Annotated in this window: 17 protein-coding genes; 1 reads left to right on the forward strand and 16 read right to left on the reverse strand. The window is 62.9% G+C overall.

All coding sequences use genetic code 11. From position 1 onward, the window contains the following. Positions 1 to 50 precede the first annotated feature (50 nt). From JO965_RS02910 to JO965_RS02950, 9 genes are all read right to left on the reverse strand, one after another. Positions 51 to 422, reverse strand: a complete 372-nt coding sequence (locus JO965_RS02910; protein ID WP_203442220.1) for a hypothetical protein — start codon at positions 420 to 422, stop codon at positions 51 to 53. 355 nt (positions 423 to 777) lie between these two features. Continuing rightward, positions 778 to 2028 (reverse strand): hypothetical protein, encoded by a 1251-nt coding sequence (locus JO965_RS02915; protein ID WP_203442221.1) that lies wholly within the window; start codon positions 2026 to 2028, stop codon positions 778 to 780. Beyond that, a complete protein-coding gene (locus JO965_RS02920; protein WP_246776728.1) occupies positions 2025 to 2837 on the reverse strand; it encodes a carbohydrate ABC transporter permease in 813 nt (270 codons plus the stop codon). Before JO965_RS02920 ends, JO965_RS02915 begins: the two co-directional genes overlap by 4 nt. 56 nt (positions 2838 to 2893) lie before the next feature. Beyond that, positions 2894 to 3781 (reverse strand): carbohydrate ABC transporter permease, encoded by an 888-nt coding sequence (locus JO965_RS02925; RefSeq protein ID WP_203444041.1) that lies wholly within the window; start codon positions 3779 to 3781, stop codon positions 2894 to 2896. Between the two features lie 70 nt (positions 3782 to 3851). Then, positions 3852 to 5177 (reverse strand): ABC transporter substrate-binding protein, encoded by a 1326-nt coding sequence (locus JO965_RS02930; RefSeq protein ID WP_203442222.1) that lies wholly within the window; start codon positions 5175 to 5177, stop codon positions 3852 to 3854. A gap of 113 nt (positions 5178 to 5290) precedes the next feature. Next, a complete protein-coding gene (locus JO965_RS02935) occupies positions 5291 to 6598 on the reverse strand; it encodes a neutral/alkaline non-lysosomal ceramidase N-terminal domain-containing protein (protein ID WP_246776729.1) in 1308 nt (435 codons plus the stop codon). Beyond that, positions 6541 to 7692: an N-acetylglucosamine-6-phosphate deacetylase gene (locus JO965_RS02940; RefSeq protein WP_203442223.1), complete on the reverse strand. Its 1152-nt coding sequence runs from the start codon at positions 7690 to 7692 to the stop codon at positions 6541 to 6543. The genes JO965_RS02935 and JO965_RS02940 overlap by 58 nt, the downstream gene beginning before the upstream one ends. Further along, positions 7689 to 8468, reverse strand: a complete 780-nt coding sequence (locus JO965_RS02945) for a sugar isomerase domain-containing protein (RefSeq protein ID WP_203442224.1) — start codon at positions 8466 to 8468, stop codon at positions 7689 to 7691. Before JO965_RS02945 ends, JO965_RS02940 begins: the two co-directional genes overlap by 4 nt. Then, positions 8455 to 9249, reverse strand: coding sequence for a 6-phosphogluconolactonase (locus tag JO965_RS02950; protein WP_371826827.1), 795 nt, complete (start codon positions 9247 to 9249; stop codon positions 8455 to 8457). The genes JO965_RS02945 and JO965_RS02950 overlap by 14 nt, the downstream gene beginning before the upstream one ends. A 196-nt stretch (positions 9250 to 9445) precedes the next feature. Between JO965_RS02950 and JO965_RS02955 the strand changes: the two genes are divergently transcribed. Further along, positions 9446 to 10444: a LacI family DNA-binding transcriptional regulator gene (locus tag JO965_RS02955; RefSeq protein WP_203442225.1), complete on the forward strand. Its 999-nt coding sequence runs from the start codon at positions 9446 to 9448 to the stop codon at positions 10442 to 10444. Between the two features lie 193 nt (positions 10445 to 10637). Here the strand turns inward: JO965_RS02955 and JO965_RS02960 are convergent, their stop codons facing one another. From JO965_RS02960 to JO965_RS02990, 7 genes are all read right to left on the reverse strand, one after another. Continuing rightward, entirely contained in the window at positions 10638 to 10949 is a 312-nt protein-coding gene (locus tag JO965_RS02960; RefSeq protein WP_203442226.1) for an antibiotic biosynthesis monooxygenase, read from the reverse strand. Positions 10950 to 11220: 271 nt separating this feature from the next. Further along, positions 11221 to 12021 carry a Crp/Fnr family transcriptional regulator gene (locus tag JO965_RS02965; protein ID WP_246776730.1) on the reverse strand — a complete coding sequence of 267 codons (801 nt, stop codon included), beginning with the start codon at positions 12019 to 12021 and terminating at the stop codon, positions 11221 to 11223. Positions 12022 to 12146: 125 nt separating this feature from the next. Beyond that, the gene (locus JO965_RS02970) at positions 12147 to 13607 is read right to left on the reverse strand and encodes an adenylate/guanylate cyclase domain-containing protein (RefSeq protein WP_203442228.1); all 1461 of its coding nucleotides are present in this window, start codon (positions 13605 to 13607) and stop codon (positions 12147 to 12149) included. Between the two features lie 202 nt (positions 13608 to 13809). After that, positions 13810 to 14544, reverse strand: coding sequence for a Crp/Fnr family transcriptional regulator (locus tag JO965_RS02975; RefSeq protein WP_203442229.1), 735 nt, complete (start codon positions 14542 to 14544; stop codon positions 13810 to 13812). 133 nt (positions 14545 to 14677) lie between these two features. Next, the gene (locus JO965_RS02980) at positions 14678 to 14893 is read right to left on the reverse strand and encodes a hypothetical protein (RefSeq protein WP_203442230.1); all 216 of its coding nucleotides are present in this window, start codon (positions 14891 to 14893) and stop codon (positions 14678 to 14680) included. A 57-nt stretch (positions 14894 to 14950) separates the two neighbouring features. Continuing rightward, entirely contained in the window at positions 14951 to 15382 is a 432-nt protein-coding gene (locus JO965_RS02985) for an SRPBCC domain-containing protein (RefSeq protein ID WP_246776731.1), read from the reverse strand. Beyond that, a complete protein-coding gene (locus JO965_RS02990; RefSeq protein ID WP_203442231.1) occupies positions 15379 to 15702 on the reverse strand; it encodes a helix-turn-helix transcriptional regulator in 324 nt (107 codons plus the stop codon). The genes JO965_RS02985 and JO965_RS02990 overlap by 4 nt, the downstream gene beginning before the upstream one ends. Between the last annotated feature and the right edge of the window lie 13 nt (positions 15703 to 15715).

Consider the following 15715-nt stretch of genomic DNA (forward strand, 5'->3'; position numbering starts at 1 on the left):
TCAGCCAATAACAGGGTCCACTGTTCGCTGACGCGGAACCTGGGTTTGGATCAGGCTGCAAGGAAGAGTTCGTTCTGTCGCCAGGAAGCGCAGGCTCTTCTTTCGCTCGGCCGTGCCGTCGCAATGCGCTCGTGGAAGCGAGCTTGAGCCTCTTTGAGCAGACGGCGTTTTCGAGCGAGTGGTTGCGAGGCCGTTGTGGTGTCGTTCACGACAGCGGCAGCTGCCGCGTACAAATCGGTCGTTGCGGCATCCAGACCGGGATCTCGCTCGAACTGGACGACAAGGCTTGCCAGGTGCTGCCTGAGAAGCGTCTGCAGTTCGTGGAGATAGGGCAGATCTCCTCCGAACTCGATGGCCTTCAACGTCGGAGAGATCAGTGCCAACTTCTCTTCGATCGTGTCGGTGAAACCTTTCTCCGCCATGATCAACCGTCTCCAGGTAAGAGGAAGCCCGCCCAGCCCTTGAGGCACAAGGGAGAGCATGGGCCTTCATGGTTAACTAACGGTTTCAAACGACCGAGGAACACGATCCAACAACCGCACATCACCATTCTATGGTGATCTGCTCACGCGCTCTCCCGTGATCGCGATCCGCGATCGTATTCCGCAGGCGATATCGGAACCTATTGCATGTGTTCTGGCAGAAGGTTTGGTGCTCAGCCTTCAGCCGGGGCGCTCTTGTTTGACCGCCGTTGACGCTTATCGGAGGCAGAGTAGAATGGTGGTGCGGTGTTGCAACCGGCATCGCACGCGCCCTGGCTGGAGTTTGCAAGAGGCTTCAGTTGGGGCGTTCTCGTTCCGACACCTTGCGAAGAGGACGGATCGAGATCCGGTCGGCCGCATGAATGGCGGCCAGGAGACTCAGTCCCGTGTGATAGCCGGGATCGAGATCGGGCGTTGCCGGAACGAAATCAACCGGCCCGTTTCTCGTCAGGGTCTGATAGGCGAGGGAACCCCGCCAGTAACGCGTAAAGAACGCATGGTCGGCTTGCTCCCAGATGCGGAGCGCCTCGCCATCGCCTGTTGCAGTGAAGCACAGGGCAGCAGACCGAATGGTCTCGGGCAGAGACCACCAGGGAAAGTAAGGACTCAAGGGATTGCCGGTTGCGGCCGAAACTGACAGGCAGAGGCCGGGACCAACGAAGCCGCGCGCGAACGAGGAGCCGAGCACGGACTGAAGCTGTTGCACCAAGGCGGGTTCGGCATCACCCTGGAAATGGTCCAGTGCGAAGCCCACGAACTCGATGGCATGCCCGACATTGCAGACATCCGCTCCCGGGACGTTGCGCAACAGGCCACTCTCTGGGTCGAAATGACGTTCGAGAACATGGGCGATGAAGCGGTCTGCGAAAGCTGAATGCTCGCCAAGCCCAACGCGGTGGAGGAGACCCGCCGCACCGAGGAGGATCATCCGTGGACCGAAATCGTCAGGCTCGTCCGCAGCCGCACGGGGCGAGAGCTGACGACGCTCGTCCATTTGAAAGCGCTGCTGCTCGATCGCGTCGATGACTTCGGCCAGGTAGGTGAGATGCTCAGGAAGGTCCGCCCGGGCATAGCGTGCAGCTCCAGCGATGAGCCCCTTGGCGAAGAAGGCATCGGAATAGGTAAACACGTCGTCTGCGGGAGCCTGCCGGTGCAGCGCGCCGTCGGAATCGGCATAGACGGGCTCCAGATCATGATCATAGCAGAAATAGCCGTGTCCATCGCGACGCTTAAGTCGGCAAAGCGCCTCATAAAGAGCACGCCCCGTCTCGTCGAGTTCTGAGGCCAGGGCGGGATCCTCTGCCTTGAAGAACTCCGCATGCATCGCAACCGCTTCGAGCCCGCGCCCCTGGATCCAGCCATAGAGACAGGCCGGGCCACGTAACCCATCCGCGTCGCCATAATCGCCAAGACTCAGGCTGTTGGCCTTGGTGTTGAGAAAGTCGCCGCCAAGACGCGGACGCGCCAGCATCCAGCGCAGGGTCGCCGCATTGGCCTCCCTATACCGCATGCGCGCGCCGGCGAGAGAGAAGCCTGATCCAGTCATTCCTTTAATCCCGTGCTCGCGACGCCCTGCACAAAATTCCGTCGCAGCAGGACGAACAGCGTGATGCTCGGAATGAGGACCAGCGCGGAGGCCGCGCTCAGCCGTCCTAGATCGACCGTGAAGCCTGTCTGAAACAAGGCAAGCCCCACTTCAATCGTGTAGCTGTCCCGCGTCGTTGCGACGATCAGAGGCCAGGCGAACGCGGTCCAGGCCTGGAAGAAAGCCAGCACTCCCAGAGCTCCCAGGGCACCGCGCAGGAGCGGAAGTACGATACGCCAGAAGATCCAGAACTCGCCCGCACCGTCAATTCGGGCAGCCTCGAGCAGTTCGTCCGGGATGGACTGAATCACGTTCTGACGAATGAGGAAGATGCCGAAGCTCATCACGAGATAGCCCAGCAGCAATCCCCAGGTGGTGTTGAGGATGCCGAGAGCCTTCGCCTGAAAGTAAAGCGGAATCATATAAACCTCGAACGGCACGATGGCCGTCGCGAGGATGATGGCGAAGAACACGGTGAACGCGCGGTAGCGGAACTTGCCCAGGATGTAGCCCGAGATGGACGAGGTCGCCAGAATGCAGAGGGTGGACAGGATCGAGAACAGGATGCTGTTCCCGATCCAGCGCAGCAGCGGGGTGTCGCCCAGAACCGCTCTGAAGTTCGCGACTGTCGGATCGTCCGGAATGACCGTCGGCGGCCAGGCCAGCATCTCCTGTGGCGTCTTGAACGCGTTGGAGACGAGAAAGACCAGCGGCAGGATCATCAGCAGGCAGACCAGGGTGAGCACCACGTCAATCGTGATATTGACCATTCGGTCTTTCATCTGCCTGGACATGCCTCGGCGGAACGTCTGTTCAGGATGGGCTCTCATGAGCGGCCTTTCTCCCGCAGCAGCCTGAACTGTATCAGGGTCAACGCTAGAACGATTGCCAGCAGAACGACCGCCTCGGAGGCAGCATAGCCGACGCGGTAGTTGCGAAAGCTGTTCTCCAGCATGTCGAGCACGAGGACACGCACCTGCCGGCCCGGCGCGCCCTGAGCGTCAGAGGCCAGGACGAAGGCTTGGGCATAAACATTGAAGCCGGAGACGAGGGTGACGACCGAAACATACAGGGTGATCGGCTTGAGCAGAGGGACCGACAGATACCAGAAGCGCTGGGGAGCCGACGCCCCGTCGAGCTCGGCGGCCTCATAGAGCGAGGTCGGCAGGCTCTTGAAGCCGACAAGGTAGATCAACACCGCATAGCCAAGCGCCTGCCACGAGCACAGCACGATGATGCACACGACCGAGAGCACGGGATCGAAGAGCCAAGACTTCGGCGAGAAACCGAATGTCGCGAGAAAAGCGTTCAGGGGACCGAGCCGGGCATCGAAAACCCACTTCCATGCCATGGCCGCAGGCACGAGCGACACGACGTGGGGAATGAAGATCGCCGTCTCGTAGAACCCGGCGAAACGCGAGCGGGTGCGGTGATAGATGAGCGCTGCGAGGATCAGCGCCAGGGGAATGGTGATGAGCAGGACGCCAAAGGCGATGATCGTGGTGTTGAGGAGCGCCTCCCGGAACAGAGGATCGCCGGAGAGTTCCTCAAAGTTCGCAAGGCCGATGAACGGCTTGTTCTTCGACAGGATGTCCCATTTGTGCAGGCTCAGGCGCAACGTGTCGCCAATGGGATAGATCCGGACATAGGCGAAGATCACCAATGTCGGCAGGATCGCGAGGAACGCGAACATCCATCTCTTGCGCTGCACCAGGAGACCTCTTCAAACTCCGTCCGGTGCGCGGGAGCGCACCGGACGACGCAAGACCGAGCAGAGTGGGAAGCTACTTCCCGAGAAGACCTTCGCGGCGGAGGATCTGGTTGGTCTCGTCCGCTGCCGACTTGAGGAAGGCATCGACTGCCGCATCGTCCTTGGCCAGAGACGCATTGCGGAAAGCATTCGTGAGCTGGGCGGCCAAGCGCGTCAGCACCTCCTCGATCGGTCCGATCGAGGGCAGGGTGAAGAACTTATAGTCCTTCGGGTAGTTGACAAAGGCGTTGAATGCCGGTGTCGCATTGGTCACGACGGAATAGTCGACACCCGAACGGTTCGGCAGCCAGCCTACATTCTTGAGAAGCCATGTCAGGTTCTCGGGCTCGTTCGTCGCCATCACGAAATCCCAGGCCGCCTTCGCGTCGGCGCCATCCGCCTTCACATAGAGATTGGTTGGCAGCGCGATGGAGCCGCGCGGCAGCGGGGCGGTGGCATAGTTGAGATTGGGCGCCTTGGAGGCGATGTCCCCGATCACCCAGGATTCCCGGATGAACATGGCGGTCTGGCCGCGTTCGAAAGCCTCCGCGTCGGCTGGCATTTCGGGCGTGACGGTTTTGAGGACATGCACGTTCTGCAGGTACTGCTTGAGCGTCGCGCGACCGGCCTCGTTGGCGTAATTGGCCCGCCACTTGCCATCGGCCGTGGGCTCCAGCACCGAGCCGCCATATTGGAACAGATTGATCCAGAACTTCTCGGCGATGCCCTGCCCGCCGCCGGTGAGGCGCAGGCTCCAGCCGGAAATGGTGGGATTGCCGTCAGGGCCGCGCTTCGTCAGCTTCTCGGCGTATTGCGTATACTCCTCCATTGTCTTGGGCGGCGCGTTCAGCCCGGCCGCCTTGAACATGTCGGTGTTGTAGTACAGCGCACCCTGGCCGCGGAACAGGGGCACGCCGTAAACCGCGCCCTCATAACTTGCATTCGACGTGAAGAACTCACCGAAATTGGCCTTGTCCTTGACGAAGTTGGCCACGGCATCGGGAGCCTTCGGCAGCAGGTCGTTCTCAAGATAGCGGCGAACGGTGGAGCCCTGGAGCTCGATCACGGTTGCGCCGGCAACGCCCGAGGTCAGGCCCAGCGCGATGCGCTTCTCATGCTCGCGAAGTGCGATAGCCTCCACCTTGACGTTGAGATTCGGATGCTTTGCTTTCAGGCCCTGAGCCACGTGTTCGTAGAACGGGGCCATTTCCGGATAGCCGCTCCAGACCGTGACGGTCTGGGCCGATGCGGCGGATAGCCCGGCGAGCATGGATGCCCCCAAGGCCGAGCCGAGTAGGGCGGCGCGGGCAGGACGCCGCTTCAGTGAAGTCGTGGTGGCAGAATTCAGCGCGCCGATCATCCCGTTCCCCTGTTTTTGATGGTGTCGATGCTGGCAATCGGAAGGTTCTCATGCAACCGGTTGCGGGTCAAGCCGCCGGCTGCCGGGCCGGCTGAGCGGTTAGCCTGCTGCGGTCAGTCGGTTCTTCCGGAAAGGAGGACAATGGCCGCCGCCGCGAGGGCCTCGGCCGATCCGGACGCGAAGGTGGCCGGTTGCCCGTAGTAGCGATGCGCTTCGTCGACCTCATATCCGCCAAACCTGTATTCCCGCGCCGGCGGAATGTAGCCGGGATTGTCTTCGGCAAATCCGATGACGAAAGCTGGGCGGCCTGACACAGCCTGGCGGATTTGCAGCGCGGTCTCGGCGAAGATCTCTCCAGGCAGAGCCACGATCGGCATTCCTCCCCAATTCAGCAAAGAGACGCGCGCCTCGACCGGCGCCGGAGTGCGGCCCGCAATGTCCGTCGCCCAGGCAATCCAGTGCGTGAGCAAAGCGGCGCGCGCGGGATCCGCCGTCTCCCGTTCGCAACGCCAGCGCTCCGCCAGGACCCCCGGAGGCTCCTCTTCGCGCCGATCGAAACCGAGACGGAGGATTTGGTTCTCTACCGAGATATGCTCTCCCAATGGAGTCTCATTGGCCTGCCGTGCGGCATCGGCAATCCTCTCGCCGTAAGATTGCGCCGACTCGAAGCTGCGATAGGGGCTGGACGCGAGGCTGATCGAGGCGTGCGCCGAATGACCCGTATTGGCGTCTGCCGCGCAACCGGTGAGAAACAGCGCCATAGCGCCGGGATTGGCCGCTTCAAGGCGCTCGCGCACATAGTGCGGGTAATCCGCCGTCCAAAGCCGGTTGTCGGCGCCCAGCACCACCGGGTGGCAGGCATAGGCCGTGATCACTGCCATCGGATCGCCGGCGGTATCATGAATGCGCAGAACCGGTAGGGCAGAATCGACCGGACCATCCGCATGCCGGCGGTTTCGCGCCACTCCAGGATCCGCGCCCCAGCCGCCGGTCAGGCGTGCCGGCCGCGCGGTGGCCACTGCCTTGTCGATCGCGTGCACACATGCCGTTTCCAGCCGCTCGAGATAGGCTTTGTCGGCCTGCTGGCTCAGCCGGCCCATCATGGAGACGGGACCGCCATGCGTGTGCAGCGCCGCGACGACCACATTGTTGGCCGGTAATGCGCACCGCTCGCGGATGCGCCGTGCCATGTCACCATGAAGGCCGATCACGTCCGCGACCAGAAGAGCGGTGTTCTCCACGACGACGGCGCGCACTGTCAAAGGATCATGCGCACCGAGCGCAGGCTCACTGCGTGCCGCGAATCCGGAGAGGGCGAGCCCCGCCGGAGGCGTGATGTCCACCAGAGCCGTGCCGGCGCGGATCACCGGGAGAACACCTTTTCGCCTCGCAGCCAGACGGCCGACAGGTCGAGCCGGCACTGTCCCTCATGCCAAGCGAACTGTATCAGATCGGCCGGGGCACCGACGGCGAGACGGCTCCGGCCGCCGACGATGCGGCCAGGGTTCTCCGTTGCAAGCCTGAGGCCCTCGCCGAGCGTCAGTCCAGCCATCTGGATGGCAATCGCGACATTGGCGCAAAGCGGCAGCCCGGCGCCGGCGAGATAGGGTGTGCCGGCAATTCCGACACGTCCATCGGCTGTGACCTCGACATGGCCGCCGACAGGCTGTTCGTAAAGGCCCGGCGGCATGCCGGCGAGTGCAACCGCGTCCGAAACCAGGATCGCCCTCTCCAGCCCCTTCGCCCGGATCATCGCCTTGAATGTGTCGGCCGGAAGATGATGGCCGTCAGCGATGAAGGTCGCGGTCAGCCGGTCATCCGCGAGTTGGCTCCACAAGACGTTGGGATGTCGGGGCAGGGTGGCTGCGGCGCCGTTGCCCAGATGTGTGGACAGACTCGCTCCGGCCGCGGCCGCTTCGTGGATCTCGTCGGGCGTGGCGGCCGTGTGGCCAAGCGCGACGTGAATGCCCCGCTGCGCAAGCGCCGATATGTAATCGATCGCCCCGGGGTGCTCGGGGGCCAGCGTGACAAGGCCGACGCAGTCGGAGCTTGCCACCTGCCAGCGCTCGAATTCGTCGAGGGACGGTGCCCTCACATCGGCGGCCGGATGAGCGCCCCGCGGTCCGTCCAGCGGTGAAATGGAGGGCCCCTCCACGTGAACGAAGGGGACCATGTCGGCCACGGACGGGAAGCGGCGGCGAGCCTCAGCGATGGCCGACAGCGCGCGAACGATGTCGGCCTCGGGCGCGGTAATCAGCGTCGGCAGGAAGGTCGTGACACCAACCGACAGCATATGTTCCGCCAGCATCTTCACCCGCTCGGGCGTGAGGTGGCGGTCATTCAGATCGACGCCGGCAAAGCCGTTCACCTGCAGGTCGATGAGGCCGGAAGCGATGAACTCATGGCCGGTCCCATCCACCGCCTGGATCGCCGCGATGACACCATTCTCCACCACAACGGCGATGCCCTGACCCGTCGCGGGATCGCGGCCGAGAATGACGCCCGGCGAGTTCACAGGGCTTTGACCCGGTTGTGGAAATTCGCGACGAAGCGGGCATTGGCTTCGTCGCCGCCCGGCGCATTCCCGCTCCGCCATACGGGCGGCTCGATACCGCGCTCAACGAGCGCCGCCACGGTGCGGATGACCAAGCAGTTGAGTGCGAAAGCATTGGCGAAGGTCGAGATCGCCGCGATGTCCTGGCTCATGCCGGGAACGCGCACGACGGCGTCGCCGATCGGAACCTTGGTGTCGATTGCGATATCGACCAGGTCATGCAGATTCCGGCGAGTGGGATGCCGGGCCGGATGATCGGGCGAGGTATTGCTGGCGTGCTCGCGCGAGCTGACACCGATCAGGAAAACTCCCCGAGACTTGGCTTCGAGGGCGGCATCGATCAGCGCGGCATTGATGCCATAGGCGTTGACAAGAATGAGAAGATCGCCTGAACCGAGCCGCTGGTTGGCGATCACCACCTTGCCGTAGCCAGGAGTGCGCTCGATTGCCATCGAGCGGAGCGCCCCGTTGGAGAGCAGCGTTCCTTCGTCAAGAATGGCGCTGACATGCATCAGGCCTCCTGCGCGGAAGAACACCTCCTGCGCGGCGAGATTGGAATGGCCGCCCGGACCGAAGATATGAATCAGTCGATCGGCAGCAATCTGATCCGCGAGACGACGGGCGGCATCCTCCGTGGCGGCGCGTTCCTCCGTCAGGATGCGCTGCATCAGGCCCGTTGCGGATGCGAGATAGCCGGCGCAGAGCGCATCGGCATCAATGGGCTTACCGGTCGGCATCAGGGTCGGACTCCGCATCGAGATAAAGGGTGCAGTGGGCCTGCTGGCGCAGGATGCTGGCCGGGCAGGCGGTCGCCACCGGTCCATAGAGGGCTCGACGGACGGCATCCCGCTTGGCAGAGCCTGGGACGACGCAGAACAGGCGATCCGCGCGCAGGAGGCGTGGGATCGTCAGCGTCAATGCTTGCTCGGGAACATCGTCGTAGCGCGCGAAGCATTGATCATCGACCTGTTGCTGGCGGCAGGCCTCGTCGAGGGTCACGATCTTGACATCGAGCGGATCATGGAAATCCGCCACCGGAGGGTCATTGAAGGCAATATGGCTGTTCACGCCGATTCCGAGGCAGACGATATCGATGGAAGCCTCGGCAAGTTTCTCGCTATAGGCCGCCGCCGCCGCCGCGGGATCCGGTTCGGGCACGATGTGATGCACGGCTCCAAAGGGCAGATGCGCGAACAGGGTATCGTCGAGCCAACGCGCAAATCGCTGCGGAGCTTCGCCGGGAAGCCCGATATATTCGTCCATGTGAAAGGTGGTCACACGCTTCCAATCGATTCCCTTCTGATCCCGAAGACCGCGGAGGGTTTCCGCCTGGCTGGGGGCAGCGGCAAAAATCATCCGCACCTGTGGCTGGCGGCTCAGCCGTTCACGGAGCTCCGTTGCGATCGCGGCGGCGCTGGCCGCGCCCATCTCAGCCCGCGTGCGGTAACTCTCGACACGCAGCCGGTCGACCCTGCGGTCGCTCGCTGGGGCAGGGGGCTGAGCATGAGTATCCGTCACGGTAACCTCTTGAATGTCGCCCAGCCAGCCGAAACACGGGCTCTTGTGCTCCGACTCCGGCGATGGCATGAACTAAAGCCTGCAACCGGTTGCATGTCAACGGCCCGGCGTGCTGACGCTGTCCTGAGAAACGCGCGAGCATTGTGCTCAACGAAGACGAACGGTACTACTGGCGATTGGTAATAGAGGAACAACGGTGAGCGGGCGGAAAGAGAAACTGACCATCAAGCAGGTGGCGGAGGCAGCGGGCGTGGCCCGCTCCAGCGTCTCTCGTGCATTCAGCCGCCCGGAGATGCTGAGCCCCGAGACGGTCAGGCGCGTCTTGGAGGCAGCCGAGAAGCTCGGCTATGTCCCGAACCAGACGGCACGCGCCCTGAGTACGGGGCGCCATGGGAATGTCGCGCTCATCGTCCCTGATATCGCCAATCCATTCTTCCCGCCCTTGATCCGGGCTGCACAGATGGAAGCCGACCGGTCCGATTTCTGCGTGTTTCTGGGCAATTCGGATGAGGACCCAAAGCAAGAGGACAAACTCGTGGGCCGCTTCTCAGGCCAGGTCGAGGGGCTGATCCTTGCCTCGTCGCGCCTGTCGGACGAACGCATCCGAGCCCATGCCGCCCAAAGGCCCCTGGTTCTGATCAATCGCGACGTCGAGGGCATCCCCCGCGTTTTGATCGACAGCGGCTCAGGAGTGCGGGAGGCGGTCGCACATCTGGCGGGACTTGGACATCGGCACATCGTCTATGTCGCCGGACCGGCGACATCGTGGTCGAACAAGCAACGTCGCCTCGCAGTGCGTAAGGCTGCCGAGCGCTCGGGTTTGAAAGTAGACGTCGTGGCCGCCGCCGTGGCGAGCTACGATGCAGGGCGGGAGGTCGTGGCCGCGATCCTGGCGACAGGGGCCACGGCTGCGATCGCGTTCGACGATCTGATGGCGCAGGGAATTCTCGGCGGATTGTCAGATCGCAAGATCAGGGTCCCTGACCAGTTCAGTATCGTTGGATGTGACGACGTGCTGGGCGCTGCTACATATCCGTCCCTTACCACCGTCTCGAACCGGTCCGTGGAGGCCGGCAAGGCCGCGCTGTCGCTGCTTCTCGAATTGCTGCAAAGCCAACCCGTGCGTGACATACGCTATGTGCTGGACACCCACCTGGTCGTTCGCAACACAACCATTCTGACAGCAAGCGTGTAGCCGTTGCCGTTCTGGCGCATCGTTGGGCGCGGCCCTGCGGGTCCGCACGATGCGCTAGGCATGAGGACGAAAGTAAATGTGCGGCGTCCCTGGACACCACACATCCGGGTGCAGAACGGTCAAGCGGGATTGTATTTATACAGGCTCTGAAGACATTCTGCCTGCTCACCCCGCCCAGAGGGCCCCGGAAGGGTCAGGCCGAGGCCGCTCCCTGCGGAGCGAAGCTTTGTGCGGCCATCACGTCGAGAAATCTTGCCGCTGGCTTACCTTGGAGCATGGGCGCCATCTGCTCCCAGAGAGCCCAAACTTGGGGCATGGAGTCACGCGCCGCCTGCTCATTGTCGAAGAGGGAAACAACGAAGACTTCGCCCTCCTCGTCCAAGAGCCCAAGCCACTCCCGGAGGCCGGGTTGCGCATAGATCGCGGCCTCGTTCTCCTGACGCCAGCGGAGCATGTCACCTATCTTGTCGGGCTTGACGCGAAACGTCGTCAGTCGTGCGTACATGGGGACCTCCTTAGGGAGGTTGATGTGACTGGCATCAGGCCAGCGCTGCACTGAACGCGACGCGACGAGTCTAAGCCCTTCTGGCCCGCGTGGACAATGGAAAGCGGCCCATGCCGAGCGCTGGCAATGGCCTCGCGACCATCAGCCTAGCCCCAGAGCCCAGGAGTCCGATTTCCAGTCCGATGCGCTAACGGGCACCACAGAGTTGAGGTTCGTCCATATCGTGAAAGCTGTCCCGATGGCACATTGGCCCCGAGCTTCCCGATGCGTCTCAACGGGACAGTTTGGTCGTTGGAGCGGCCGGCAGGACAGATCGTGACGGTGGGCTCTCCCCGTCCAGGGCAGCAGGGCGGGCATAGGTGCCAGGCAGAAGTTTCTCGAAGCGGGAGCGGATCTTGCGGTAGCACTCGCAGGCTCCCTGCTCAAGACCGGCGCGGTCGATCACCGTGATGCCGCCGCGGTACTGCTCGATCAGGCCCGAGGTCTGGAGGTTGCGCAGGACCGTGCTGACGGTGGAGCGCTGCACACCGAGCATTTCAGCCAGGAACTCATGGGTGAGGGGCAGAACATCCTCGTCCCGGCGGTCGTGCGTGCTCAGGATCCAGCGACAGCACCGGGCCTCGACGGAATGCACTGCATTGCACGCGACCGTGTGATACGCCTGCGCCAGAAGAGCCTCGTTGTAGGCAAGCAGCAACCGTCGAAGATTAGGGCATGTCCGGATGGCCGCGTGCATGTGGTCAAGAGGAACCCGGGAGGCGGTGCCGGGGATCTGCACGACGTAGCGTCCGAATGCTTCCCGGCTGACAACGGCGCTCAGCAGGCCGAACAGCCCTTCACGGCCGAACATGGCCACCTCGGCCAGCCGCCCATCTTCCATCACATCGACAAGGGAGATGATGGCATCGTGCGGGAAGTAGGTGTGGCGGATCGGATCGCCCACCTCGTACAGCACGGTGCCGCGCGGCAGGATCATGCTCTCAAGAGATTGTTCCAGAAAGGCGAAGTCCTCGATGTCCAGCGCAGCGAGGAACCGGTTGGTCCGGCGATCTGGGAGAGATCCCGGGGCCAAAGAAGTGTTATGGTGTCCTTCTGACGGCATGATCCGCTTACCACAGGAGCAATCCCTATCCGGCATGCATAACGCGCTGACAGCAGGATTGTTTGGACGGGCGGGGACTACTAAGGGCTAGATCGTCATCGGAGAGCGGAAGTGTTTCCGGCATTGACCCGAAAGACCGGCATCTGCTGATGTACTCCCTTCAGCTGGGCCAGCGTCGGCTTTGGAGCGAAGGGTGCCAGGATGTCCTGGACCCCCGGCGCAGTCAGAACCTCGTTCGTCAGACAGATTTCCCTTGCTTCCGACAGGCTCTGAACGCGGGCCGCGATGTTGACCGTTTGACCGAAATAGTCGAGGTGTTCGTTCAGCGTGACGGCGATCGCCGCCCCTCGGTGGATGCCGATCTTGAGAATGACCTCCCGACTGGGCAGCTGGCGATTGAACGCTTCCATGTCCTGCAGCATGGCGAGGGCTGCCCGGACCGCATCCGCCGGCTCGACGAAAGCTGCCATGACCGCGTCGCCGATGGTCTTGATGATCGCACCACCATGCCGGACCGTGACCTCCCGCAGCCGCTCGAAGTGCTGCTGGACCAGCGACAGGGCGTTGAGATCGCCGATCCGGTCATAGAGGTCGGTCGAGCCCTTCAGGTCGGTAAAGAGCAGCGTGATGTCCCGCACGCTGATGCCTTCGACCGCCCGGATCGCTTCCGAGCGGAACAGGTCGCGGAAGGTCTGGGTCGCCAGCAGGCGGCTGCCGGACAGGTGCGGGACGAAGTCGAGCCGCGGGATCTCCAGGATGGGCAGGGCCTCGGCAGGGATGGCGGAGACACCGAGAAAACCTTGCTGGCCAGTCGCGTTCTCGATCTCGAACACAATCCGGCCTGGCGCCACCATTCCCTCGGCCGGTTCGCACCGGTTGCCCAGATAACGGATGCGGATTGTCTGGGGCGACGCACTCGGCTCACCGTCAACCCGGAAGTCGAAACCGGCATCGCTGTCAGGTGCCCAGGCATGCAGCAGCCCCTTTTGAGCGTTGACCTCGAGCCGGGTGGTGCCTGGCGGCAGATGGCTGATGGCGGCGGTCCAGGCCTTCAGCACCTGAACGAAGGGTGTCCCATCGGGCAGCAATCCCTCGTCCGTCAGCTTGTAGGCGAAGGCAAAATCCCCGGCCGCGAGATTCTCGGGCCGGTGGAATGCGATCGGCCGGATCTGCGGCGAGACCGTGAAGGTGACGGCGATGCAGTCATCGAGCGCGGCCTCCAGATCGGCCCGGCACATGGCGCAGTGGAACTGATTGCGCACGCCCTTGAGGCTGCCAAAGCTCTCGACCACGCAGGAACAGGCCGAGCAGAGCAGCAGCCAATCCATTTCGAACAAGCCCAGGAAGGCTCCGTGCAAGAACAGATCGATGGCCTCTGCCTCGGCGATGTTCTTCTCGGCGGCGAACCGGATCGGATTGATGCGGAACAGGGCGACGTCATCGGCCGAGCGGATATGGCTCTCCAGCTTGGAGATCACGCGTGGGCTCCAGGCGCGGGCCGCTTCCAAGGCAGCGAGGCGCTCGTCCAGGATCTGTTCGTAGACCACCGCTTCCATCGGAGCCCTGACCTGGCCTGAAATGGCAGCGGCAGTCTCTGCCGCTGCGCGAGGGGCCGAGAATTCCCGTGATAATATCAGGTGGCGATGACTGAAGCGAGTGCGGGCTCAGGCTGGAGACCTTGTCCGGCGCTGATAAATACCGGCTGCGGAGGCAGGGCTCTCGCGTCGCCGGAGCGTGGAACGGCGATAGCCATCGAGACTAATGCCGTGGCCCGTCGGAAGTGGGCCGCAGCAGGCGCCGGTAGAGGTCCATGACCCGGCCGTAGCACTCGCAGGCGGTTTCCTCGAGACCCTCCCAGTCCGTCACCGTGATGCTCCCGCGGTTCTGCCGGATCAGCCCCGCTGTCTGGAGAGTTCTGATCACCACACTCACCGTCGAACGCTGAACTCCCAGCATCTCGGCCAGGAACTCGTGGGTGAGCGGCAGGGTGTCCTGCTGCAGCTGCTGACGCAACATGAGGAGCCAGCGGCAGCAGCGCGCCTCCACAGGGTGCACGGCATTGCAGGTGAGAAGTTGGAACGTGTGCGCGAGCAGGACCTCGGTATAGCCCATCATCAAACGCTGCAGCTTGGGGCGGGCGCTCCTTGCCTCGTCCAGGCGCTCGATGGAGATCCGCGAGGCGGTCCCGGCGATCTGCACCACATAACGGCCGAAGGCTTCCCGCGTGACGATCCCGCTCAGAAGCCCCATTGCGCTCCCGCGCCCGAACACCGCCACCTCGGCGGTGCCGCCGTCTTCCAGGATATTGACGAGTGAGATCACCGCCTCGTGAGGGAAGTAGACATCGCGAACGATCTCGCCGGCCTCGTAAAGCACCTGCTCGCGCCTGAGTTCGACGAGCTCGAGGTGAGGCTTGAGGAGCACGAAGTCCTCCGGCGCCACAGCGGCGAGAAGCTGGTTCGTGCAGTCAACCGCTTTGCCGGCCCTCATCATCGCGACGCCGCCAGTTTACCCAGATAGTGGGGATCGGTGCCAATCGGGTAAGCGTAGCGCCTCTGAGGCCTCCGGGCAATTGAGTGGAGCATCGTTCGGAGCGGACCTCTTCGTGACTTCCCGGCCCTTGTTCTCACGCCTTTCCGTCGATGTGCCGCTTGGTGGCGTATGGCAACACGAACATGTATAGGCCGGTGAACAGCAGCAGGAAGAGCGGGAGCAATGGCGAATAGACCACTAAGGCAGGAGGTTCCCCCAGCCCCATGGCGACGAAGTTGGCGATGACGGTCACTGTAAAGATGATCGACAGCCAGCGGTGACCCTGCCGAATCCATTTGTTCCAGTTCATTGTGATGTCCTCTGAAGATAAGTCGAAGCGGACCGGGTGATCCGCTCTACGGTGGCCTCAATCGATCCGCGCCAAAACCTGCTCCAGGTTCGCGAAGAATCCCTGCCATCCTGCCTTGGCGCCGCCGTAGGCCTGCTTCTGATCCGGCCGGAAGCCGACCTGCTCCATCCGCAGGAGGGTGCCCGTGCTTGTCGGGATAAGAGTAAAGGTCACTACACTTTTCAGATCGTAGGCCGCATCGTCGTGCGTGAAATTCCAGGTATAGGACAGCGTGTCGTTCGGCTCGATGGCGAGAACCTCGCAATCCAATACGCCGCCCCAGTCCCCGCGAAGATTGAACCGGTGGCCCACGACAGGCGCGAAGTCATTCTTCATCAGCCACTCCGCAATCAGATGTGGCTGCGTGAGCGCGCGCCAGATCTTTTCCGGTCGATGAGGGATCTCCCGTTCGACGACGACGGAGCGCGTTTCGGTCAGCATTTCGTTCATTGGTCCATCCTTTTGAGCAAATCTTCGAGGTCATCGAACCGGCTTTGCCAGAAGCCGGCCATTTGGCTTGTCCAGTCGATCAGCGGAGCCAAGGCTCTGGGTTGTGCGCTGTAGTGCGTCTGGCGGCCTTCGTGGCGGTCGCGTACCAGCCCGGCCTGTTTCAGGATCCCGAGATGCTTCGAGACGGCCGGCTGCGAGATCCCGGCCTGAGCGGTCAGAGCCCCGACCGTCTGCTCTCCGTTGCGGCACAGCCGTTCGAAAATGGCCCGCCGGGTCGGATCGGCGAGGGTTCTGAAAAGTGCGTCATGGGTATCCGTCATTGAGATCAATAAC

The sequence above is a fragment of the Microvirga sp. VF16 genome, assembly GCF_016864375.1.
In the GTDB taxonomy this organism is placed as follows: domain Bacteria; phylum Pseudomonadota; class Alphaproteobacteria; order Rhizobiales; family Beijerinckiaceae; genus Microvirga.

Bases quoted from the DNA above. Each gene is read 5' to 3' on its own strand.
- JO965_RS02970 (WP_203442228.1), bottom strand. From the start codon at position 13,607: ATGGAAGCGGTGGTCTACGAACAGATCCTGGACGAGCGCCTCGCTGCC.
- JO965_RS02945 (WP_203442224.1), bottom strand. From the start codon at position 8,468: ATGCCGACCGGTAAGCCCATTGATGCCGATGCGCTCTGCGCCGGCTAT.
- JO965_RS02930 (WP_203442222.1), bottom strand. From the start codon at position 5,177: ATGATCGGCGCGCTGAATTCTGCCACCACGACTTCACTGAAGCGGCGT.
- JO965_RS02960 (WP_203442226.1), bottom strand. From the start codon at position 10,949: ATGTACGCACGACTGACGACGTTTCGCGTCAAGCCCGACAAGATAGGT.
- JO965_RS02985 (WP_246776731.1), bottom strand. From the start codon at position 15,382: ATGAACGAAATGCTGACCGAAACGCGCTCCGTCGTCGTCGAACGGGAG.
- JO965_RS02910 (WP_203442220.1), bottom strand. From the start codon at position 422: ATGGCGGAGAAAGGTTTCACCGACACGATCGAAGAGAAGTTGGCACTG.
- JO965_RS02990 (WP_203442231.1), bottom strand. From the start codon at position 15,702: ATGACGGATACCCATGACGCACTTTTCAGAACCCTCGCCGATCCGACC.
- JO965_RS02975 (WP_203442229.1), bottom strand. From the start codon at position 14,544: ATGATGAGGGCCGGCAAAGCGGTTGACTGCACGAACCAGCTTCTCGCC.
- JO965_RS02915 (WP_203442221.1), bottom strand. From the start codon at position 2,028: ATGACTGGATCAGGCTTCTCTCTCGCCGGCGCGCGCATGCGGTATAGG.
- JO965_RS02920 (WP_246776728.1), bottom strand. From the start codon at position 2,837: ATGGTCAATATCACGATTGACGTGGTGCTCACCCTGGTCTGCCTGCTG.
- JO965_RS02980 (WP_203442230.1), bottom strand. From the start codon at position 14,893: ATGAACTGGAACAAATGGATTCGGCAGGGTCACCGCTGGCTGTCGATC.